We start from the raw sequence: 21,706 nt of genomic DNA on the forward strand, positions 1-21,706 counted from the left end.
AAGGATATAAAATTAAAGGGTTTAAATCTGGGCTGTGATGATTAGAGCGACCCCGCTTTTAGATGCTTTGCCATCGGGAAATGTGCCTTCAACTGCGCTAATTTGTCAAAATCGGTATAGATTAAACATCGCTTTCCCTCTTCAAACAACCTGCTGAGTTCACTTAAAGGGGGAAGCGGAGCACGACTCGCATCCCTTCTCACTAGCTCATTCAGCTCGAAAGGTAGCGTTTCGATACTAAAGATATGATCTAACCTCTGCAGTAAGGGCATGGCCGCGATGGGTAGCATTGAGACTTGAGTCTCATCATCTAACAGCAGTATTTCACCACCCGTTGAGATATTTTGGTATGCATTATCATAATGAATCGGGGTTTGAGCATCAAACCTATCGCCATTGGTATTAAAAAAGTGTTCCCAAAACAACTTTCTCTGTTTAAATACGGGTAACTTTTGCTGTACCTCTTGTCGTCGTTCGGCCACAAAATCAAATAGTTCAGTCAGTGAGCCTGGTAACCAGGACTCCAATCTGGATCTTAATTCCCGAGCAAAAACCGGTGCAGCACCGGCAGTACTGATCGCAACCTGTAAACGCCCGCGGTCAACGATTGATGGGGTAATAAAGCGGCATATCTCCGGACTATCGACGACGTTGACCCATATCCCACGATTATTAGCTACATTAGCCAATTGGGTATTTAAGACTTGGTCCGCTGTTGCGAGATAAACCAGATCTACACCCTGAATATCGTCATCTTTAGCTGCACGTTCCAAAAGTGAAACCCGCCCCTTGTCAGCATAGGCCTGCACTTCTGCTGAGATCTCAGAGGCGATGACATATATGTCGGCCTCAGTCCTGCAAAGGAGATCGAGTTTACGACTCGCGACCTCACCGGCACCAATAAGTAACACTTTTAATTGAGATGTATCGACAAACAGTGGAAAGTACTGCATCAAACATTAGCTCCTGAAAACCTTGACCCCAAAAATCTTACCACTAAGAAACCTTATTTCTTATAAGCTTAGTCGCCTAATCTTGTATCAAGGGCAGCTGTCTCTGAACCCAAGCCTTATAACCGCCGGCCAAAGACGCGACATGGGTATATCCCATTAGTTGAAGGTTCATTGCTGCAAGTGCTGAGCGATAGCCGCCACCACAGTAGAGAAGTAATGCCGTCGATTTATCCGGGTAACGAACTTCGATGTCTCGTTCAATGATCCCACGGCCAAGATGAGCCGCCGCAGGCAGATGATCCTTCAACCATTCATGATCCTCTCGAACATCGATAAGTTGCCAAGTATCATCATTTTGATACTCCTCAACGGTCACCTCTTTGATCTGAGGTAAGATGCTCTCGACCAAAGCTAGAAATGCAGAATTATGTTGCATGTTACAGTCTCCCGGAAAGGCGATAGATAAAGGTAAGTTTAGATTATTTAATAATTAAGACGGGGTTAATTGTGTTGAACACATCGCTCTGCACTGCAATGCCAACAAAGCTCAAAACTATCTTCGTTCATTTCATGGCATTTTACACATTGCCACTGAGGACCATCGGCATTAAGAGATTCAAGTTGAGTTTTAGCCAGCTCATATTGCGACTCGCACACCCACAACTCAACATTTTGTAGATCGACAGGCAACTCTCCGACCCCACCTAAAAGGGCTTCTCCTCTGAGCTCTACCTCTATTCCACTGCTCTCTAAAAGCCCTTTCCAGGTATGAGCTTGAAGTAAGTTTCCACCGGCGACCAAACGACGACGCTCTTCCATTTTATTTCTCCCAACAACTATTGCTCTTCTGGCAAATTCTGGCGTTATCTCGACTAAAACCAATCGGTATAATAGATAGACTGCCAACATCCTACTGCCAAACGGGCAAGGCTGTCGAGCGGTAATAATGCTCATCCATATTAAAAGAAACACAAACACAAGCAGCGTCATATTATGCTGTTAGTGTGATTCCCTATATTAAGAGATAAAAAAACCACCCGAAGGTGGTTTTTTATTAGAGAGTCAATGCTTAAGGCATCAGCGCGTCTTGATCTGCGCCCTCTTTTTCAATTTCAACAGGCATCATATGCTCACGATTAATGCCAAGCTTAATGGCAAGGAAACTCGCGACATAGATAGATGAGAATGTACCGACAAATATCCCCATCAACAATGCAGTTGCAAAGCCATGGATCATTGTGCCGCCTTTAAGGAATAACGCTACTACCACAACCAATGTTGTACCCGTAGTGATAATCGTACGACTCATAGTTTGAGTAATTGAAGTATTAACAATCTCTTCCGGCTCTCCCTTACGTATCTTAAGGAAGTTTTCACGAATTCGGTCGAACACTACGATAGTATCGTTGAGTGAGTAACCAACAACCGTCAAGACACCCGCAAGTACCGTAAGGTCAAAGTCGAGTTGAAATAGCGAGAAGACACCCAGAGTAATGATAACGTCGTGCGCAAGCGCGGCGACAGAACCTAAGGCTAAACGCCACTCAAATCGGAATGAGACATAGATTAAGATACAGATAAGAGCGACTAATACAGCTAAGCCTCCTTGCTCTGCCAGTTCTTTACCTATCTGCGGACCAACGACTTCTACACGTTTTTGAATCACCTGTGGATCCAATTTAAGTGCAGCATCCATAACATGGCTAACTTGAGTATCGGTCGATACGCCTTCCTTAACAGGAAGACGAGTAAGCACATCACGGCTGGAACCAAAGTTCTGTACCACTGCACCGTCCGTCTCAACACTGCTCAGTTCAGCACGTAAGGCTTCTAAATCTGCAGGTGAAGAAAACTCAAGCTCAACGACGGTACCACCGGTAAAATCCAATCCCCAGTTAATCCCATTGGTCGCTAACGATGTTAGTGAGCCAAGTACCAGTAGCAAAGAAAGCATACTGATAGGAACCGCATGGCGAAGGAAGTTGATAGTGCCTTTTATTGATAAAATCTGAAACATAATCAACGACCCTTATATAGACAGTTTCTTCACGCGTTTACCACCCCACATAGCGTTAACTATTGAGCGAGTACCCACGATTGCAGTAAACATAGAGGTTGCGATACCGATCATAAGCGTTACGGCAAACCCTTTAACAGCGCCTGTACCTACAGCAAACAGGATAAGTGCTGTCATGAATGTAGTGATGTTCGCATCGGCAATAGTTGAAAATGCGTTACCGTAACCTTCATGAATCGCTTGCTGTACGCTGCGACCGTTGCGTAACTCTTCACGAATACGCTCGTAGATAAGTACGTTACCATCGACCGCCATACCGACAGTCAATACCATGCCTGCAATACCTGGAAGCGTAAGTACAGCACCCGGGATCATCGACATCACACCAACTACCATCACAAGGTTAGCCGTCAATGCTAAGTTAGCAATAAGGCCGAAACCACGGTAATAGACCAACATAAAGATAAGTACAACAGCCATACCCCAGATCATTGCCTGAACACCATTTTGGATGTTTTCAGCACCCAGGCTTGGACCGATGGTACGCTCTTCTACGATAGTCACAGGCGCAATCAAGGCACCCGCACGAAGTAGAAGGGCTAAGTTTTGTGCTTCAGCATGCTCAAGGCCGGTGATCACGAAGTTACGACCAAGACGGGCTTGAATCGTTGCAACCGAGATAACTTCCTCGATTTTTTGCATCTTCACGCTACCATCCGGGTTCTTATCACCGTTATCTTTATACTCGATAAACAAGGTTGCCATCGGTTTACCGATATTGTCCTTAGTTACATTCGAGAAGATAGAACCACCTTTAGAATCAAGGTTAATGCTCACCTGAGGACGACTATATTCATCGAAGCTCGGTTGAGCACCTTGAATATGGTCACCGGTCAACATAACTGCCTTATGCAGTACAACTTGTCCGCCCTGACGACGGTTGTATACTTGAGAACTTGGCGAGACTCTACCACTTGCAGCGGCTGCTGCATCGGCTTTTTCATCCACCATGTGGAATTCAATAGAGGCCGTTGCACCTAAGATATCTTTTGCACGTGCCGTATCCTGAACACCAGGAAGCTCGACGATAATACGTTCCGCACCTTGACGCTGTACTACAGGCTCTGCCACACCCAGCTCGTTCACACGATTACGGATCGTTGTGATGTTCTGCTGTAGTGCTTCTTCTTTGATCTGCTTAAGGTAAGCTTCGCTCAAGTTCGCCAGTAAGAAATAGTTGTCGCCCGAAGAGATATCGGTAAACACCATGTCGTTACCGCGAGTCTTGAGAAAACGTTCAGCCTTAGCCAGATTCTCAGTATCACGGAACTTAATCTCTATGCCTTTAACACTGTTACGAATGCCGGCATAACGAATTTTCTCACCACGAAGATCGGTTCTGAAGTCAGAAATTTTAGCTTCTGTCATCTTACGAACGGCTTCACCCATGTCCACTTCCATCAGGAAGTGCACACCACCACGAAGATCGAGACCCAGTTTCATCGGGCTTCCACCCACTGACTCAAGCCAGTCAGGTGTCGCTGGAGCTAAGTTTAAGGCGACGATGTATTTATCACCTAGTGACTCTGCAATCGCTTCTTTAGCTAACAGTTGCTGATCGCCATTAGTCACACGAACCAATAGTTGACCATTTTCAAGCTCTGAACGCTTTACTGTAATGTTCTTACTTGCAAGAACATCATTTACGGTCGACTGGGTCGTTGCCGTAACCTCTGCACCACGAGTTGCAACTACCTGAACCGCATAGTCTTCCCCGAAGAGGTTTGGAATCGCGTAGAAAGAACCGACAGCGATGATAATCATCACCATCAGGTTTTTCCACATTGGATATTTATTTAACACACCATCGCCCTCTTGGCTTAAAGTGACTTAATAGAGCCTTTAGGCAATACAGCCGAAATGTAATCCTTTTTAATCGTGATTTCAGTTGTTTCACTGATCGTCAGTAACACGTAGTCATTTTCGTCACTGATCTTTGCAATTTTTCCTAAAATGCCACCACTTGTGAGCACTTCATCACCTTTACCTAATGAGCCCATTAGGTTTTTGTGCTCTTTAACACGCTTTGATTGTGGACGGAAAATCATGAAATAGAATATCAAGCCAAATATAACTAGCATGAAAATCAGTTCCATGGTGCCACCGGCGCCAGTTACAGGAGCATCAGCAGCATAAGCATTTGAAATCAACATAGTGTTCTCTTCTTATTTTCAGTTAAAAATTAATCGGTTAATTCAGGAACTTCAGGGACTTCGCGTCCTTGACTGGTATAGAACTCCTCAACGAAGGCGTCTAATGTACCTGTCTCGATCGCACCGCGCAAACCTTCCATCAACTTTTGGTAATACCTAAGGTTGTGAATGGTGTTTAAACGAGCACCCAAAATTTCATTGCAACGATCTAAATGGTACAGATATGCCCGAGAGTAGTTCTTACAGGTATAACAGTCACATTTATCATCGAGTGGTGAAGTGTCATCACGATGACGTGCATTACGTATCTTAATAACGCCTTCAGTGGTAAACAGATGACCATTTCGAGCATTACGTGTAGGCATGACACAATCGAACATGTCGACGCCACGACGTACGCCTTCAACTAAATCTTCTGGCTTACCGACCCCCATCAAGTAACGCGGCTTATCAGTTGGGATCTGAGGACATGTATGCTCAAGAATTCGATGCATGTCTTCTTTAGGCTCACCCACAGCCAAACCGCCAACGGCATAACCGTCAAATCCAATATCAACAAGCCCTTTAAGGCTTTCGTCACGCAAGTCTTCATAAACCCCACCCTGAATGATACCAAACAGAGAATTAGGGTTTTCAAGTTTATCGAACTCATCACGTGAACGTTGTGCCCAACGAAGAGACATCTGCATCGACTTACGCGCTTCATCTTCTGTCGCTGGATACGGTGTACACTCATCAAAAATCATCACTACATCAGAGCCAAGAGAGTTCTGGATCTGCATAGACTTTTCAGGATCTAAAAAGATTTTTTCACCATTAATAGGCGAGCGGAAGTGAACACCCTCTTCAGTGATCTTTCGAATATCACCTAGACTGAATACCTGAAATCCGCCTGAGTCAGTCAAAATAGGTCTTTGCCAGTTCATAAAGTCATGAAGGTCACCATGCTTACGCATGATCTCTTCACCCGGACGTAACCACAAATGGAACGTGTTACCCAGAAGGATATCAGCACCTGTTGCACGAACCTCTTCAGGCGTCATCCCCTTTACGGTACCGTAAGTACCAACAGGCATGAAAGCAGGCGTTTCTACGGTGCCACGCTCAAAGACTAAACGGCCACGACGAGCGCGACCTTGAGTTGTATCTAATTCAAATTTCATTTTATACCTCGCCAGAGAAACAGTCTGACCCATAAATGTTTGTACACAGTACAAAGCTATCGTTAAAACTAGAGATAAGGGCAAACAATCGAGTATCAACCCTTAGCAAAAAAATAGAAGTTAAAAAAAACCCACCTCTTCAATGGGTGGGTATTTTAAACCAAATTTAGCCGTTAGTTCGCTTTTTTAGTCACAAACATGGCATCACCATAGCTAAAGAAGCGGTATTTTTGAGCAATCGCGTGTTGATAGGCGTTTTTTACCTCATCGAAACCGGCAAAGGCGCTGAGTAGCATGATCAATGTCGACTCAGGCAGATGAAAATTGGTCACCATAGCATCGACAACTTTGAACTCATATCCCGGGTAGATAAAGATATCTGTATCACTGCAAAACTCTTTTAGTTCACCTTCGCTCGCTTTAGCTGCGCTCTCTAATGAACGTACCGAGGTTGTACCAACGGCAATAACACGCTTGCCATTCGCTTTAGTTTGCGCAACCTTATCGACAACCTCTTGTGAAACTTCGGCCCATTCAGAATGCATCTTGTGTTCAAGAATGTTATCAACTTTTACAGGTTGAAATGTTCCCGCTCCAACATGCAAAGTTACAAACGCGGTATCCACACCTTTTTCGGCTAATGCCTTCAATAGAACGTCATCGAAATGCAAACCCGCCGTAGGCGCCGCAACTGCACCGGGGTTTTGATTGTAAACTGTTTGGTAACGCTCTTTATCGGCATCTTCATCGGGTCTGTCGATATAAGGAGGCAACGGCATATGCCCCACTTCTTCGAGTACTTCCAAAATCGTCTTATCTGATTGCAGCTCAAGTTCGAATAATGCATCATGACGACCGAGCATTTTCATCTCATAATCGCCATCTAAACAGATGATAGTGTCGACTTTAGGGGATTTAGAGCATCTTACATGAGCCAAAATTCGCTTGTCATCAAGCATACGCTCAACAAGAATTTCCAGCTTACCACCCGTTATTTTTTGACCGAAGAGACGCGCAGGTATCACCCGAGTGTTGTTAAACACCATAAGATCACCAGGATTAACCATGTTCAGAATATCGGTGAACTGATTATCGGCCAGCTGGCCGGTATTACCATCTAATGAAAGTAATCTCGAAGAGGTCCGGTTTGCCATAGGATAACGAGCAATCAACTCGTCAGGGAGGTCAAATGAAAAATCAGTAACGCGCATGGTTAGTCTCTACTTAGCATGAATCGGGCGCTAGTCTATTTGCAGAGACCGAGAAGATCAAGGTATATGGATTAGTTCCTGATATTATCTTCTTTCATCGTCACACTATTCTCATCGATGTCAAAATCTTCCTTACGATAACTGTGCTGCTCATAGGGAATATCGACCCGTACGCGTTTGCGTTGAGTTTGTTCTTGTTTTCCAAAAAACTTAGATAACCAGTTCCACATCATCCTTGATCCTTAAACCGATAATTGATGAGAATATATTGAGTGATGCACATCCTTAAGAAATAACCATAATCTCAATTAAAGTGGGAGAAAGGCTTTCTTAGCATCGATGCACATGATAACGTGAAAATAGAGTTTTAACCAAGAAAATTAGCAAATCATCATGAACTTTCTTGCACACCTACATCTTGCCGATAATAGTAAAACGAGTCTGGCCGCCAATTTAGCTGGCGACTTCGCAAAAGGAAGCATAGAGAGATTCCCCAAGCATCTGCAGCAAGGTATCTGGCTACACAGACAGATAGACCAACTCACCGATACCCATGAGCTCACTAAAGAATTAGAGTCGAAATTCCCTAAACAACTCAAGCGAGCCGCTCCCATACTGATCGATTTAGCTTTTGACCACATGTTGGCTAAGTACTGGGACGAATACCATAATGCCAGTCTAAAAGAGTTCGCTCGCAAAGCTTATGATGCCATCGACGCTTGTGAAGGGTTGCCCGAAAAGCTTCAGAGCCTTGCACCCAGAATTAGAAGCGAGAACTGGCTGGTAGCCTATAAGAGTCGAGAGGGGCTAAACAAAAGCATCGAGTCTGTGGCCAAGCGAGTATCAAAACCTGAGATATTTAACGGCGCAACCGCTGCGGTAAAATCTTTGGATATCGAAATTGAGATAGCCTTTAGAACCTTCTACCCTCAATTAATGGCATACAGCCGTATCTGGACACGAAACACACCGGCCGAATACTTATAGTTCTCAGGGGCTCAGCCCCTGGCAATTAGCAACAAAACTCCTCGTTTACTCATTCTCAATATGGCCACTTTTTGCTAGAATTCTCCGCAACAGGAGATTTCATGCAGATATTTACTTATACCCCCCCTTCTATCCCTTGGTTAGATATTCGATATCAAGACAGAGATATAATAGTCATTAATAAACCCTCTGGCTTACTCTCAAACCCAGGCCGAGCTGCGAACACCTTCGATTGTGCAATCAACCGTCTTCTTCAGCGTTATCCAGAAGCGATATTGGTTCACAGATTGGACTGTGCAACCTCTGGCATTATGGTGTTTGCACTTAACAAGAAAGCTGAATCTAACATCAAGACACAATTTCAAAACAGGATGAGTAAGAAGACCTATATCGCAGAGGTACAGGGGCATATCGTAGATGAGGAAGGAGTAATCGAACTTGCTATGAAACCCGATACTGAGCGGCCTCCTCTGCAACAACTTGCGCAGGATGGAAAACCCTCGAAAACATATTTTAAGGTGCTTGAGCGTAGACAAAGCAGCACATTAGTTGAGTTAAAGCCTGTAACGGGACGTACGCATCAGCTACGCATACATATGCTGGCAATTGGCCACCCAATTTTAGGCGATGATTTTTACGGTGATGAAAAAGTTATCTCGGCTTCAAAGAGGCTTTGCCTCCATGCTATGTCACTCAGCATTACTCACCCCTATTCGGGCAAGGCGATGACCTTCAGTAGCGCTCACCCTTTTAGTTAATGATCATAACCTCATTACAGATGATGAGTCATATAAGACCAGGCTGCACCATTTCTGGTCTTATGGATATCAATTTTTAAAGACAGAATCTGGAGCGATGCGAGTTTAAGCCGCTTTAGCGGTATAGAAACACTCGCTAGAGTTACAAAAACGTAAATGATTTTCTGCCGATAGCAGGAAGTACTCTCCGAAAATATTCCCGCCTTTATCTTCTAATTTCAACCCATCCTCAGTTTGAGTACTCATCATTTCATCTAAACTGTGGCAACCATCGCTGTACCAGGTCTCCAGAAAAACTTTCTCCCCTTGGCGGTAAAGTGTGATCTTGTCTCCCACACAATGACGATCATCTATCCACCTACCAACCACTTCTCGACTGACCACATCCTTTTCTTGCCAACTTAAGCGTTGTCGCTTTTCAAATACTGACATTTTAATCACCTCGAGTAATTCTCGACTTTCAGTTTGACTACATTCATCTTGTATGACTTCAGCCATTGAATCCATTTTCAATTCAACTCCATCGAAATGTGTTTTGTTAAATATTTGTGACGGTTACGAGCCATGGTGCTATCTATCAAGCACCATATGGCTAAATCGGATTTATGGCGACTTAGCTAAACAATTCATTAAAAAGTGTATCGCATGCATAAAATAAAAACGCGATCTAAATCACTTTATATGCATTACTTTAGACAATATGAATTAATTTACCTAATTCATCCGATGAGTATAGGTCAATGAATATTTTCAGACCTGTTTTTATACCAATCGGCATAAAGATAATGGCTAAAGTTTCATCTAAGACGGTTCTATCTGTCAGAAAGGAGTTTCAGCCATTTTTAATTGTTACTGATATAGCGATGAGGAGTTGGGACACAATATATGTCTCCCCTCAGTACCAATGTATAGGTCGACTCATGAGTCAATCTCTGAGAGTACTGGTTGAGAAAAGCAAAGGTATGATGGTGTGATACTGTCTTTAAAACAGTGGAGCATAAGAGAGTTCCCGGAGCCTATACTCCGGGGACTTTCTATAGATTAAGCTTATACAGTCTCTTTTCTTTCTGCGGCTTCACAAGCTGCGGCGGTAAAGAGTACGTCTGTAGAACTATTTAAACCCGTTTCTGCTGAGTCCTGAATAACACCGATGATGAATCCAACAGCAACCACTTGCATAGCAACATCATTTGAGATGCCAAATAGACTACACGCAAGAGGAATAAGCAGGAGTGAGCCCCCGGCAACCCCTGAGGCGCCACAGGCCGATACAGCAGCAACGATACTGAGTAAAATTGCGGTGAGAATATCAACTTGAATTCCCATGGTATGAACGGCTGCGAGAGTCAGCACGGTAATCGTGATAGCCGCCCCTCCCATGTTGATAGTTGCACCCAATGGGATAGATACGGAATAGGTATCTTCATGAAGCTCTAATTTTTCACAAAGTGCCATGTTCACCGGAATATTTGCCGCACTGGAACGAGTGAAGAACGCGGTAACGCCACTTTCACGTAGGCAAGTGAATACTAACGGATATGGATTGCGTCGAATTTTCAGGAAAACAATCAGTGGATTAACTACAAGGGCAATGATAGCCATCGCACCGAGTAAAACTGCTAACAATTGTCCATAACCTGCAATAGCAGAGAAGCCTGTTTTCGCAAATGTTGCTGCAACCAGTCCGAAAATACCGATAGGCGCTAAACGGATAATGAAACGAACCATCTGTGAAATACCATGGCTCACATCGGCAAATACCTGCTTGGTAGAATCGCTGGCATGGTGAAGAGCCAAACCAAGGCCTACGCCCCAAGCTAGAATTCCGATGTAGTTACCGGTCATAACCGCATTGACCGGGTTATCGACTAGCTTGAAGAGTAGAGTGTGAATCACCTCACCTATTCCTTCCGGAGGTGTGGCCCCTTCGGCGCCGGTTGCCAGAACTAAGGTGATCGGGAAAGTAAAGCTAAGAAGTACAGCGGTCATCGCCGCGGCAAAGGTACCAAACAGATATAAGACAACGATTGGGCGCATATTAGTCTTAGCATTTTTTTTCTGATTCGCGATTGAAGCCGCGACTAAGATAAACACTAAGATAGGCGCAATTGCTTTTAAAGCACCGACAAACAGCTCACCCAAGAAGGCAACGCTATGTGCGGAATCTTTTGAAACTGTCGCCAGTGCAATACCAGCAATTATCCCAAATAGGATTTGCAGCACTAAGCTGCCATTAGCCAGTCTGGCTAATAAAGATTGTTTTTGATTCATTGATTGGCCTGTCATTATTATAATATGTAGCTTGTTAGCTTCTGGCACCTTCAAAGCGGTGCCGTAAACTAATCGAAGAGATAAGTATAATTAATATTTCTTAACAAGATGTTTTAACTAAACTCACTTAAGATGTCTAGTCATAGTGTGGAAATAGCCGACTAAATTACCCGTTTGTAGCATAATGGTAACAAGCTATATACCCAAGCTTGCTCACAAGGCTTTTTGCCACAAATCCTAAACCTGTCAGAGATTCAATTTTTATCACAGATAATCGAGACAGTTCGCCCCAGCAAAGCCTCTAAAACTCCCTCCAACATCGAGAAGTCATTAGCCATAAAAGCCATGACTCCCTAGCTGCTGCCTCTGATTGTCGGAGTTAGTTCAAGTGAGCACCTACTCTTTGGACTCTGCGCCTCGTAGCATGGCACTAATTAACTCATGGGCATCAAACTTAGTTAATGCCTCATTCGCACCAACCTGATGAGCCTGACTTACGCTGATCTCACTTGAGAGCGATGTATGCAAGATAATATAGGCGGAGTCCAACGCGGGCGTATTTTTCACCTCAAAAGCGAGTTCATAGCCATCTAACCCCGGCATCTCAATGTCGCTGACCAGCAGATCGATAGGCGTTCCCTCATTTGCCGCTTTCTCCATGATAGAGAGCGCGTCACGCCCATCGGAGGTCACCTGATAAGGAATATTGATGCTATCTAAGGCATCAGAAAGCTGCTTACGGGCCACTTTGGAGTCATCGACTAACAGAATACTCAAGGGCTTAAGTTTCTCGCGCTGGACATCGGTTAAAATAGCTCGATTCATCTCAGGGCTTGGTGGGAATACTTTGGACAGTAGGAGTTCTACATCGAGTAATTGTACCAATTGGTCATCGAAGCGAGTCACTCCGGTCAAATAGGCATTGGGACCCAAGTTATTTGGAGGAGATTCAATATCTCTCCAGTTACATTCAATAATTTTATCGATAGCGCGAACCAAAAAACCGATAACCATTCGCTGGCAGTCGGTGATGACAATATAACTGGATTTCAACTCTTCATCTGTAAGAGAGGGATAGCCAACCGCTGCCGCCATATCGATAACAGGAATAGTATTACCACGGATGGTCGCAGCCCCTAAGATAGTGGGGTGAGACTGAGGTATGACACTTAAAGGAGTATAGGGGACTAGCTCCCTGATCTTTAGCGTGCCCAGGGCGAATAGTTGTCTATGAGACAGACGAAAAAGCAATAAGCCTTGTGATTGGTTGGCCTTACTCTTCATTTTCGTACCAAATAAAATATTAATATTAGTTGTAGTATAACCCTAACACAGCAAAAACAAGATGACGACGGTCAAAGGCTGGGCGGATAGTCATTAAAGTTGTGATTCAAAAGGGAATAGCGAAATAAAATCGGCCATAAACTTTCGCCAAAACCCCGCACCGGGTTCAGAGTGAAGCTTTTCGCTTCTTAAATCATCAAACCAAACAAGTTCTCCCTCTTCAATATCTAATCTGAAGGCAGACTCTTTAAGGCCTGTCTCAATTGCGGTGACAACGCCATCAGCAAATTCAACCTGATGAAATATCATCCCCATTTCGGTATTTATCCAAGCCGATCTGGGATCGAAGTTAAATGAACCAACAAAGATTGATTTTCTGTCTAAGATAAAAGTTTTAGCATGGAGGCTTGTGCGTGAACTACCCATCCATCCTGAGGGTCTATGCTCAGGGTCGACTCTCACCTCAAATATTTTAACTCCGCCATCGAGTAGGGCCTTACGGTATCCCTGATATCCGGCGTGAACGGCCAGCACATCGGTAGCCGCTAAACTATTGGTAACCACAGTAACGCTTAAACCACTTTGGGATGCCGCCACCAAATCTCGAGTACCTTGCGCCGTTGGCACAAAGTAAGGAGAAACTATCATCACCTCCTCTTTGGCACTTTCAAGGAATTTAGACAAGTCTGAAAGTAGCCACAACTGATCATCTTTTTTCTGGGCCTTCTGCGGAGGGTCAAACACCACCTCAGCCTTGCCCCAGTACCACTTTAGTTTGTGCTCCCTGAGCTCTTCTAAAAATAGGCTCAACTCCAGGCGCCCCAGATACTCGTTCGTCTCGAAGGCTAAGCGTTCGGCCCGATAGGACTCATCGGCATCGATAAGCTCCTCTTCGCTAAAACTTTTGTCCGATAGCGTTTCAATAGGCACTGTGACCTCAGCATTCCAGTACAGATCGAATTGATTAGATACCTCGTCAACCGCCTTCCCTATCGCGAGCAGGTCAAAATCACCAAAATCAACATCTTCATTATTTGAGAAATATTCGTTGCCAATATTTCGTCCACCGACAACGGTCGCCGAATTATCCACGGTCAAAGACTTATTATGCATGCGATGATTCATGCGCGAAAAACCGGTAATAAACTCAAGGCCTCTATACGCTCTCGAAGATGAAGGGTTAAAAAGGCGGATGTGAATATTGGGGTGCTTCGAGAGCAACATCAAACCGCGATCTAACTCTTTGGTCGTCAAGTCGTCGAGTAAGATACGAACTCTTACCCCTCGCTCTGCCGCATCCAGTAGATGCCAAACGAGTAACTTACCCGTCTCATCGGGTCGATAAATATAATACTGCAAGTCGACGCTTGTACTTGCTGCAGTGATGATGGCCAGCCTTGCTATAAATGCATCGAGCCCATTAGTTAAGGGAACGACACCAGTTTGGGCCGGGTGGTTAACGATGAGGGGAGTGGTAAATTGAACCAGGTTGGCATTTGATGAAGCAGGTAATTTATAACTTGGCTCTTTATCTCCAAAATCGGGTAAAGAGCCACAGGCGGATAAGCATACGAGACAGAAAAAAGCAGCCCAACAGCCAAGGGGTTTACTTTTCATGCCATTCCAATACCCATTAATCAGAAGTCTATTAATCAGAAGCCTACTTATCAAAAGCCTATTTATCAAATAGGTTACCATTCAAAACCTACTCCTCAAAAAGCCTGCTGGTCTCAACCTATTCAGCGTAGAGATTATGACATGAATTATCTGATAACTTTTTTATTCCTGTAATGCGTAAAGCACATCGAAAGCAAACTGATCCCAACCTTCGGCACTAAAAGCAATATCCCTCGCCGCACGAACTTGGCTGACGGCATGAAGAGGCGCAGCCCCATTTTCCATCAAATAATAAGCCATTAACAAGGCTGTTCTGTCTTTACCTGAGCGACAATGGATCATAACAGGCATATTGTTAACTTCACATTCACGAATAAAGGCCAAAGCCTTGGGGAGCTGTTCGACACACAAGCCTAAATCTTCCTCTTTAGGCGGTACATTACTTGAAAAAGGGATGCACGCATACGCCAAGTCCGCCTCAGTAAATGCGTCAGGTTCACAAGCCTCGCCACCATTTACAGAGAGTATAGCCCCGATACCTGAACTTTTAATTTCATTGAGATCCCACGCTTCCTTGTTAGGCCCACTACGTCCCGCAATTTTGTCTTCAACTAACCAAAATAGATGCTGCATAAATTCTACCTATAACAAATTGACTATTAATGACATTGATCAAAATAATTCAAATATAAGGTGGAGCTTCCACCATATATCTAACGAATAAATCAGGACTTTTTGGCCCAAAGGTCAGCATTGACCTTAGGCATTTTCTTACGTTTTTTCTTACCCATACCTTCGGGTGCCGCCATTGGCTTTATCTCTCTGGATGGGCAATCGAGCGGGGCTTCTTCAGAGGCTTCAAAACCAACAACTTGCTCTCGTTCTAACCTAAACTTATTCTTTTTCTCTATGACTTTGAAATGATGGTACTCATCATGAGAAATTAAAGATAACGCCAGACCGGCTTCTCCAGCCCGTCCACTTCGGCCGATCCGATGCATATAATCAGCAGGGCTTCTAGGCAGTTCATAATTAATAACAACGGGAAGCTTTTCAATATCTATACCACGCGCGGCGATGTCGGTAGCTATTAATACACGGACCTCGCCATTTTTGAACCCTTCTAATACCCGGGTTCTAGCTCCTTGAGCCTTATCGCTATGAAAAACCTGCGCCGCAATGCCAGCCTTTTCCAGCTTTTGTTCCAAACGGTTACAGGTATTTTTAGCACTGGCAAAAACCAAGACTTGACGCCAATCATTCTCGTTAATCAAATGCGCCAGTAATGCTGTTTTACGGTTCCGGTTAACCGTGTATACCTGTTGTGTCAGCGTACTCTCTTCCTCACTTTGAAGCTGAACCTCTACCGGAGACGATAACAACTTGTCAGTCAATATCTTAACTTCTTCAGGGAAAGTAGCCGAAAAGAGTAGAGTTTGCTTTTGTTTAGGTAACTTGGCCAGAATTTCCGTTAACTCTTCTTCGAAGCCCAGACTTAACATACGGTCGGCTTCGTCGAGGACTAAAGAGGCCACTTGGCCAAGCTTCACGGCATTGTTCGACATCAGATCAAGCAAACGCCCGGGCGTTGCCACAAGCACATCCGCCCCACCTCTCAACGCAAGCATTTGGGTATTGGCTGAAACACCACCAAACACTGCCTCAACTTTAACTCTAGGTTTAATCAGTTTTGCATAACTCTTAAAGCTTTCGGCAACTTGCTGAGCCAACTCACGAGTCGGAACCAGAACTAATGTCCCAATTTGGTTTCCCTTCACAGAGGTAGATTGTTTTGATAACAGTCTTTGTATCAGTGGTAATGCAAACGCAGCTGTCTTACCTGAACCTGTGATAGCCCCCGCTAACACATCTTTTCCTTCCAAAACCGCAGCTATAGTTCCTGTTTGAACCAGTGTAGGAGTCACATACTCAAGTTCAGTTAAACGAGCCTGTAATTCAGGGATTAATCCTAATTGTTCGAAGGTGACGTTCTGTGATGTTTGTGAAGAGTGAGCTTGTGTCATAGGTTTGGGATGAGTGCCATAAAATAAATATGGCACATATTCTACGCTAAATTCACCTATAAAGCTTATATTTTGCTGTTATCTAGATTGGTAGAATGGGACACAGAGCAAACACTAAGTGTTCATTGGCAGACCAGGGTTAAAACAGAATAGTTTTCCGGTCAGTATTGCCTTCCAACCCAAGCAGTTGTCGTTTCATATCTATTCCATAGGCATAACCTGTCAGCTGGCCATTTTTCCCTATTACTCGGTGACAAGGAATAATGATGGCAATTCTATTTGCCCCATTTGCAGCGCCCACAGCCCTAACTGCCTTGGGTCTATTGATCTTCTGCGCGATATCACTGTAACTACAATATTCACCATGGCTGAGCTCAAGCAAGGCTTGCCAAACTTGCTTCTGAAACTCCGTACCTTGAGGCGCTAATGGCACAGAAAAAACCTCGCGAGAGCCAGAAAAATACTGCCGGATTTCGAGCTCCGTTTGGGACAGGTATCCGGCAGCATCAAGATGTGAAGGATGACTCTCATCTACCCATAAAGCTTCATCCATCTCAGTCAGGCTTAAGTGACTTAAACCATACTGATTTGCTTTAATGAGCAATTCACCCACTGGAGTTGAAAAGGTTTTCGATGCAAGCGGCACAACCTTCTCTTTGTCCGGCAAGCTAACAAGTACAGATCCGGTATTGAGTCCAGCTTCCTCAGCAACACTATGCTTCTGAGTTGGTTGCTGTTCAGTGTTGCTAGTCATTAGTGCTGTCATGTCAGACTCCATAGTTGAAAGGTTAAGTAACTGCCCCAGGGCGTAGCCTGCTGACGAAGTGACTCGGTCAATGCGCCGTAATCAACCGCCTCTGCCGACATTGGCTCAGGGTGACAACCTGACTTTTTTGTCTTCCCTGATAACTTTTCCAGTTCATACATCTTAAGTAGTTTCTTTTTAACCACCAGATCTGTGCATAACAAAATATTGGGATCGCTTAATCCGCGCATTTTTGCATACGCTACAGTCCAGGGGCCTATGCCTTTAATGGTTAACCATTGATCAAGATCCGCATCCGGGTTCGTGGCCACATATAAACTAAAAGCATTGATCGCGGCTTTCCTTGCTCCAGGCATCTTAAGCTCATCCAAATTGGCTTTGGCAAGCTTATCAGGAGTAGGAAACATACGAAGCGTCCGCCCCGAAAGGCACAACACCTCTCCATTGACCTCTACCATGCGATTAAGCAACTTAGTGGCTTGAATAACGCTGACCTGCTGCCCTAAAATCGCCCTGCAACCAGCTTCAAAAGCAGACCAGGTGCCGGGTAATCTAAGCCCCTCTTTTATCTGGTTGCTTATAAGAGAGATTGATGCGAGCGAGCTCTGTATCTTATCCATATCCGCATCGAGATCTAATAACCTACGGATCTGCATGACAATATCCTTAAGCGATACTAAATCTTGTGCGTCTGACAGATGAATCGTGACCATGAATCTATTTTTTAAGGGATCATGTACCGCCTCAAAAAAACCTCTCGCCGTACCGATTTCAAAAGTTCGTCCATAACTCAATGAATCACTCTGCCATTCCATCTCCTCCACCATCCTCAATTGGTAAAACTCAGACAGGTGACTCCAATTCAGGGGGGGCCGATATGACAACTGTAAACTTAAGCAAAGACCTCTGTCTGAGCAGGCTTCCTTCACTACGAGAGGTTGCTTATTACCTCTTGTTTTTCTTAGCTCTGTTGGCGTTAACTGTAAGGTTTCTTTGAATACTTCATTAAAACGCCTCATGCTGGTGTAGCCTGCAGCCAGGCCGACTTGAATCACAGGTAGATCTGTTTGATGTAATAGTTGCTTCGCAAACATAAGCTGACGAAATTGTGCGTATTTCTTAGGCGATGTTCCCAAATGCTTATTAAATAACTGGCGTAAATATCGGCTACCGATCCCCAGCCTTTCCGACAAGGCCTCTATATTCAATCCTTCATCACCCTGCATAACCCCGGCATCTATTAATCTCAAGGCTCGCTCGATTGTTGTTTGTGTCCCTTTCCATGCTGATGAATCCGGCGCGCTATCAGGGCGGCAGCGCAGACAGGGCCTTAATCCAGCATTCACTGCTCGAATTGCAGAATCAAAATACCTGACATTTTTCTCTTGTGGCGATACTGCAGGGCATATAGGGCGACAAAAAATCCCCGTAGTGATCACGCCAACAAAAAATTGGCCATCGAAACGGGGATCTTTTGATAGTCTCGCTTTTCGGCAAGATTCGACGGTTAAAGTATCGAGGTGATGGTCCATGGTTAAGCTGGCCTAATCCATAATTTGTAATTTGATAAAGTGTTACTTTACTTAATAACCACCATCTAAACTAGCGGAAAACGGAACTCTACAAAAAACAGCAATGTTAACCTAATGTTTATTTTTACTATATGCTAACGACAGAGTTAGCAAAAATAATCATTGAGAACATAGATGTTTAAACGATTCGAATCTTGGGTCAACGCCCTGCCCTCAGAAGAACCGATACAACCCCCGAAAGGAATATATGCATTTTGCCGGCATTACACCCGAGGATTTGAACTTCCTCTTGTCCTTATGTCTATTTTAACCGCAACGTTGGCAATTTTAGAGGTTTCACTATTCGGTTTTATGGGGCAGTTAGTCGATATGCTAATCGCTAACGATCCTCAAACCTTATTTGAAAAGGAAGGTCAGAAGCTAATTGGGATGACTGTGTTGGTGTTAGTCATCATTCCCAGCCTTATTCTCCTGCACGCCTTAATTGTATATCAGGGGCTACTTGGAAATTATCCCATGTCGATCCGCTGGTTAGCACATAGGTATCTGCTCAAACAAAGTGTCTCATTCTACCAAAATGATTTTGCAGGAAGAATTGCAACCAAGGTTATGCAGACGTCTCTGGCTGTCAGGGAGACTGTGACAAAGCTATTAGATGTTCTGGTATATATTTTGGTTTATTTCACCTCTATGCTAGTCATGATTGCAAATGCGGATCTAAGGCTAATGGCCCCTATGCTTATCTGGTTAGGGCTATACATCGGCCTGCAAGTCATGTTTTTACCTAAGCTGAAGAAGGTCTCAACGGAGCAAGCCGACGCTCGCTCTACCATGACAGGGCGAATTGTAGACAGCTATACCAATATCACAACGGTAAAACTCTTTTCTCATACGCAAAAAGAAGCTGAGTATGCTCAAGGCAGCATGAAAGTTTTTCTGAATACTGTTTATCGTCAAATGAGACTGGTTACAGGCATTAATGTCAGCGTACAAGTGATTAATTATCTTCTCGCATTTACCATAGCTGCAGTTTCTATCTGGTTGTGGACGAGCAGTGCGATTACCGTAGGAGCCATCGCTATCGCAATCAGCCTGGCTCTTCGCCTCAATGGTATGTCCCAATGGATCATGTGGGAGATAAGCTCTTTATTTGAAAATATCGGCACTGTGACCGATGGTATGAACACCTTATCCAAGCCCACTGAAATTGAAGATATTATCGATGCGAAGCCAATCACGGTTACCCGAGGGTGTATCGATTTTGCCAATGTTAGTTTTCATTACGGCGAAAACAGCGGGATCATAGATAATCTCAATCTGAATATTAAAGCCGGCGAAAAAGTTGGCCTAGTCGGCCGTTCCGGCGCTGGAAAATCGACACTGGTTAACTTGTTAATGCGCTTCTATGATGTCGAACAAGGCTCGATTCAAATAGACAAACAAGATATTAAAAACGTACAGCAAGATTCTCTGCGCGCGCATATAGGTATGGTGACGCAAGACACCTCTCTCCTACATCGCTCAGTTCGTGAGAATATTCTTTATGGCAACCCCGATGCGAGTGAAGAGGAGCTACTCAAAGCGATTAAAAACTCTCAAGCCTACGAGTTTATTCAAACTCTTAGTGATCCGGAAGGTAATCGAGGGTTAGATGCGCAAGTTGGAGAACGTGGCGTAAAGCTATCCGGTGGTCAACGTCAACGTATCGCTATCGCACGTGTCTTACTTAAAAATGCCCCCATTCTCTTACTCGATGAGGCAACATCAGCTCTGGACTCAGAAGTAGAAGCGGCCATTCAGGAGAGTTTATATCAATTGATGGAGGGTAAGACAGTAATAGCTATTGCGCACCGATTATCGACGATTGCAGCAATGGATAGGCTTATTGTCATCGATGAGGGGGAAATTGTCGAACAGGGCTCTCATCATGAGTTAATTCGATCCGGGGGGATCTATGCTCAGCTTTGGGCGCATCAAACCGGAGGTTTTTTAGGGGTCGATTGATAAGCCATTAATCTAACAATTTAAAAGCCACCGTTAGGGTGGTTTTTTATTAACGGCTAACGTCATTAGACGGAAAGTCAAAGCTCTGTAGACGAACAATAAATGCTGATGATACCAATGGCCATAGGTATGCAGATTTCAGCCAGCAAGCAAAGTAGTTTATTGCCTACGCAGCTCCATCCCCTCTAACTGTATTCAGGATTTCTTCAGACTCTATGTTCGCAGGTAGATGAACTGTATGGCACCAATTTTAGTCACAAAAAAACCACCCTAAGGTGGTTTCATGTCTCTTGTTAATTTATATCAAACTAACAATAAGAAAATGGTGGAGCCTAGCGGGATCGAACCGCTGACCTCAACACTGCCAGTGTTGCGCTCTCCCAGCTGAGCTAAGGCCCCATTTCATGCACTGGAATATAAGCATGAAATTTTGAAAAAGTGGTATCCCCAAGGGGATTCGAACCCCTGTTACCGCCGTGAAAGGGCGGTGTCCTAGGCCTCTAGACGATGGGGACCCGGACTGCATTAGACTCTGCAAAGAGTGAATACTCATTAAACCCTGTAGGCTAAGGCTTAACGCTTGAATAACCAGACCGAAATCTGATTATTTGAAATAGTGGTATCCCCAAGGGGATTCGAACCCCTGTTACCGCCGTGAAAGGGCGGTGTCCTAGGCCTCTAGACGATGGGGACCCGGACTGCATTAGACTCTGCAAAGAGTGAATACTCGTTAAACCCTGTAGGCTAAGGTTTAACGCTTGAATAACCAGACCGAAATCTGATTATTTGAAAAAGTGGTATCCCCAAGGGGATTCGAACCCCTGTTACCGCCGTGAAAGGGCGGTGTCCTAGGCCTCTAGACGATGGGGACCCGGACTGCATTAGACTCTGCAAAGAGTGAATACT

Annotated in this window: 20 protein-coding genes and 4 tRNA genes; 3 read left to right on the forward strand and 21 right to left on the reverse strand. The window is 44.3% G+C overall.

The window, feature by feature from the left end; all coding sequences use genetic code 11:
- Window positions 1-41: 41 nt before the first annotated feature.
- From EKG39_RS21425 to EKG39_RS23475, 9 genes are all read right to left on the reverse strand, one after another.
- A complete protein-coding gene (locus EKG39_RS21425; RefSeq protein WP_126508033.1) occupies window positions 42-953 on the reverse strand; it encodes a precorrin-2 dehydrogenase/sirohydrochlorin ferrochelatase family protein in 912 nt (303 codons plus the stop codon).
- A 76-nt stretch (window positions 954-1,029) separates the two neighbouring features.
- A complete protein-coding gene (locus tag EKG39_RS21430; protein ID WP_126508034.1) occupies window positions 1,030-1,389 on the reverse strand; it encodes a rhodanese-like domain-containing protein in 360 nt (119 codons plus the stop codon).
- A gap of 65 nt (window positions 1,390-1,454) precedes the next feature.
- On the reverse strand, window positions 1,455-1,772 hold the full coding sequence (locus tag EKG39_RS21435; RefSeq protein ID WP_126508035.1) for a putative signal transducing protein: 318 nt from the start codon (window positions 1,770-1,772) through the stop codon (window positions 1,455-1,457).
- Between the two features lie 250 nt (window positions 1,773-2,022).
- Complete coding sequence (secF, locus tag EKG39_RS21440) at window positions 2,023-2,970, reverse strand: protein translocase subunit SecF (protein WP_126508036.1); 948 nt, start codon at window positions 2,968-2,970, stop codon at window positions 2,023-2,025.
- Between the two features lie 12 nt (window positions 2,971-2,982).
- Window positions 2,983-4,833 (reverse strand): protein translocase subunit SecD, encoded by a 1,851-nt coding sequence (secD, locus tag EKG39_RS21445; protein ID WP_126508037.1) that lies wholly within the window; start codon window positions 4,831-4,833, stop codon window positions 2,983-2,985.
- Between the two features lie 17 nt (window positions 4,834-4,850).
- Window positions 4,851-5,183, reverse strand: coding sequence for a preprotein translocase subunit YajC (yajC, locus tag EKG39_RS21450; RefSeq protein ID WP_012143228.1), 333 nt, complete (start codon window positions 5,181-5,183; stop codon window positions 4,851-4,853).
- A gap of 29 nt (window positions 5,184-5,212) precedes the next feature.
- Window positions 5,213-6,346, reverse strand: a complete 1,134-nt coding sequence (tgt, locus tag EKG39_RS21455; RefSeq protein ID WP_126508038.1) for a tRNA guanosine(34) transglycosylase Tgt — start codon at window positions 6,344-6,346, stop codon at window positions 5,213-5,215.
- Between the two features lie 173 nt (window positions 6,347-6,519).
- On the reverse strand, window positions 6,520-7,557 hold the full coding sequence (gene queA, locus EKG39_RS21460) for a tRNA preQ1(34) S-adenosylmethionine ribosyltransferase-isomerase QueA (protein WP_126508039.1): 1,038 nt from the start codon (window positions 7,555-7,557) through the stop codon (window positions 6,520-6,522).
- A 71-nt stretch (window positions 7,558-7,628) separates the two neighbouring features.
- A complete protein-coding gene (locus EKG39_RS23475) occupies window positions 7,629-7,790 on the reverse strand; it encodes a hypothetical protein (protein WP_185817680.1) in 162 nt (53 codons plus the stop codon).
- Window positions 7,791-7,950: 160 nt separating this feature from the next.
- Between EKG39_RS23475 and EKG39_RS21465 the strand changes: the two genes are divergently transcribed.
- Window positions 7,951-8,544 (forward strand): acyl carrier protein phosphodiesterase, encoded by a 594-nt coding sequence (locus EKG39_RS21465; protein WP_126508040.1) that lies wholly within the window; start codon window positions 7,951-7,953, stop codon window positions 8,542-8,544.
- Between the two features lie 101 nt (window positions 8,545-8,645).
- On the forward strand, window positions 8,646-9,302 hold the full coding sequence (locus EKG39_RS21470) for an RluA family pseudouridine synthase (RefSeq protein WP_126508041.1): 657 nt from the start codon (window positions 8,646-8,648) through the stop codon (window positions 9,300-9,302).
- Window positions 9,303-9,407: 105 nt separating this feature from the next.
- Here the strand turns inward: EKG39_RS21470 and EKG39_RS21475 are convergent, their stop codons facing one another.
- The 8 genes from EKG39_RS21475 to EKG39_RS21510 form a co-directional block, all read right to left on the reverse strand.
- Window positions 9,408-9,809, reverse strand: coding sequence for a hypothetical protein (locus EKG39_RS21475; RefSeq protein WP_126508052.1), 402 nt, complete (start codon window positions 9,807-9,809; stop codon window positions 9,408-9,410).
- A 540-nt stretch (window positions 9,810-10,349) separates the two neighbouring features.
- Window positions 10,350-11,573: a serine/threonine transporter SstT gene (gene sstT / locus EKG39_RS21480; RefSeq protein ID WP_126508042.1), complete on the reverse strand. Its 1,224-nt coding sequence runs from the start codon at window positions 11,571-11,573 to the stop codon at window positions 10,350-10,352.
- Window positions 11,574-11,969: 396 nt separating this feature from the next.
- Complete coding sequence (locus EKG39_RS21485; RefSeq protein ID WP_126508043.1) at window positions 11,970-12,857, reverse strand: chemotaxis protein CheV; 888 nt, start codon at window positions 12,855-12,857, stop codon at window positions 11,970-11,972.
- Between the two features lie 93 nt (window positions 12,858-12,950).
- The gene (locus EKG39_RS21490; RefSeq protein ID WP_126508044.1) at window positions 12,951-14,474 is read right to left on the reverse strand and encodes a phospholipase D family protein; all 1,524 of its coding nucleotides are present in this window, start codon (window positions 14,472-14,474) and stop codon (window positions 12,951-12,953) included.
- 162 nt (window positions 14,475-14,636) lie between these two features.
- Window positions 14,637-15,107, reverse strand: coding sequence for a dual specificity protein phosphatase family protein (locus EKG39_RS21495; protein ID WP_126508045.1), 471 nt, complete (start codon window positions 15,105-15,107; stop codon window positions 14,637-14,639).
- A 92-nt stretch (window positions 15,108-15,199) separates the two neighbouring features.
- On the reverse strand, window positions 15,200-16,498 hold the full coding sequence (locus tag EKG39_RS21500) for a DEAD/DEAH box helicase (RefSeq protein ID WP_126508053.1): 1,299 nt from the start codon (window positions 16,496-16,498) through the stop codon (window positions 15,200-15,202).
- A 139-nt stretch (window positions 16,499-16,637) separates the two neighbouring features.
- Entirely contained in the window at window positions 16,638-17,264 is a 627-nt protein-coding gene (locus EKG39_RS21505) for a methylated-DNA--[protein]-cysteine S-methyltransferase (protein ID WP_126508046.1), read from the reverse strand.
- Entirely contained in the window at window positions 17,261-18,796 is a 1,536-nt protein-coding gene (locus tag EKG39_RS21510; protein WP_126508047.1) for a DNA-3-methyladenine glycosylase 2 family protein, read from the reverse strand. Before EKG39_RS21510 ends, EKG39_RS21505 begins: the two co-directional genes overlap by 4 nt.
- Before the next feature lie 174 nt (window positions 18,797-18,970).
- On the opposite strand from EKG39_RS21510, the gene EKG39_RS21515 reads away from it, so the two are divergent.
- Window positions 18,971-20,800: an ABC transporter ATP-binding protein gene (locus tag EKG39_RS21515; RefSeq protein ID WP_126508048.1), complete on the forward strand. Its 1,830-nt coding sequence runs from the start codon at window positions 18,971-18,973 to the stop codon at window positions 20,798-20,800.
- 323 nt (window positions 20,801-21,123) lie between these two features.
- Here the strand turns inward: EKG39_RS21515 and EKG39_RS21520 are convergent.
- The 4 genes from EKG39_RS21520 to EKG39_RS21535 form a co-directional block, all read right to left on the reverse strand.
- Window positions 21,124-21,199, reverse strand: a tRNA-Ala gene (locus EKG39_RS21520).
- Between the two features lie 40 nt (window positions 21,200-21,239).
- Window positions 21,240-21,315, reverse strand: a tRNA-Glu gene (locus EKG39_RS21525).
- 102 nt (window positions 21,316-21,417) lie between these two features.
- Window positions 21,418-21,493 (reverse strand) — tRNA-Glu (locus tag EKG39_RS21530).
- A 102-nt stretch (window positions 21,494-21,595) separates the two neighbouring features.
- Window positions 21,596-21,671, reverse strand: a tRNA-Glu gene (locus EKG39_RS21535).
- Window positions 21,672-21,706 lie beyond the last annotated feature (35 nt).

This window comes from Shewanella atlantica (genome assembly GCF_003966265.1).
Classification (GTDB): domain Bacteria; phylum Pseudomonadota; class Gammaproteobacteria; order Enterobacterales; family Shewanellaceae; genus Shewanella; species Shewanella atlantica.

Excerpts from the sequence above, each read along its gene's own strand:
- queA (WP_126508039.1), bottom strand. The coding sequence starts at position 7,557 with ATGCGCGTTACTGATTTTTCATTTGACCTCCCTGACGAGTTGATTGCT.
- EKG39_RS21495 (WP_126508045.1), bottom strand. The coding sequence starts at position 15,107 with ATGCAGCATCTATTTTGGTTAGTTGAAGACAAAATTGCGGGACGTAGT.
- secF (WP_126508036.1), bottom strand. The coding sequence starts at position 2,970 with ATGTTTCAGATTTTATCAATAAAAGGCACTATCAACTTCCTTCGCCAT.
- EKG39_RS21500 (WP_126508053.1), bottom strand. The coding sequence starts at position 16,498 with ATGACACAAGCTCACTCTTCACAAACATCACAGAACGTCACCTTCGAA.
- EKG39_RS21470 (WP_126508041.1), top strand. The coding sequence starts at position 8,646 with ATGCAGATATTTACTTATACCCCCCCTTCTATCCCTTGGTTAGATATT.
- EKG39_RS21435 (WP_126508035.1), bottom strand. The coding sequence starts at position 1,772 with ATGGAAGAGCGTCGTCGTTTGGTCGCCGGTGGAAACTTACTTCAAGCT.
- EKG39_RS21485 (WP_126508043.1), bottom strand. The coding sequence starts at position 12,857 with ATGAAGAGTAAGGCCAACCAATCACAAGGCTTATTGCTTTTTCGTCTG.
- EKG39_RS21475 (WP_126508052.1), bottom strand. The coding sequence starts at position 9,809 with ATGGATTCAATGGCTGAAGTCATACAAGATGAATGTAGTCAAACTGAA.
- EKG39_RS21490 (WP_126508044.1), bottom strand. The coding sequence starts at position 14,474 with ATGAAAAGTAAACCCCTTGGCTGTTGGGCTGCTTTTTTCTGTCTCGTA.
- EKG39_RS21505 (WP_126508046.1), bottom strand. The coding sequence starts at position 17,264 with ATGACAGCACTAATGACTAGCAACACTGAACAGCAACCAACTCAGAAG.
- EKG39_RS21430 (WP_126508034.1), bottom strand. The coding sequence starts at position 1,389 with ATGCAACATAATTCTGCATTTCTAGCTTTGGTCGAGAGCATCTTACCT.
- EKG39_RS21465 (WP_126508040.1), top strand. The coding sequence starts at position 7,951 with ATGAACTTTCTTGCACACCTACATCTTGCCGATAATAGTAAAACGAGT.
- EKG39_RS21510 (WP_126508047.1), bottom strand. The coding sequence starts at position 18,796 with ATGGACCATCACCTCGATACTTTAACCGTCGAATCTTGCCGAAAAGCG.
- yajC (WP_012143228.1), bottom strand. The coding sequence starts at position 5,183 with ATGTTGATTTCAAATGCTTATGCTGCTGATGCTCCTGTAACTGGCGCC.
- EKG39_RS21515 (WP_126508048.1), top strand. The coding sequence starts at position 18,971 with ATGTTTAAACGATTCGAATCTTGGGTCAACGCCCTGCCCTCAGAAGAA.
- EKG39_RS23475 (WP_185817680.1), bottom strand. The coding sequence starts at position 7,790 with ATGATGTGGAACTGGTTATCTAAGTTTTTTGGAAAACAAGAACAAACT.
- sstT (WP_126508042.1), bottom strand. The coding sequence starts at position 11,573 with ATGAATCAAAAACAATCTTTATTAGCCAGACTGGCTAATGGCAGCTTA.
- EKG39_RS21425 (WP_126508033.1), bottom strand. The coding sequence starts at position 953 with ATGCAGTACTTTCCACTGTTTGTCGATACATCTCAATTAAAAGTGTTA.
- tgt (WP_126508038.1), bottom strand. The coding sequence starts at position 6,346 with ATGAAATTTGAATTAGATACAACTCAAGGTCGCGCTCGTCGTGGCCGT.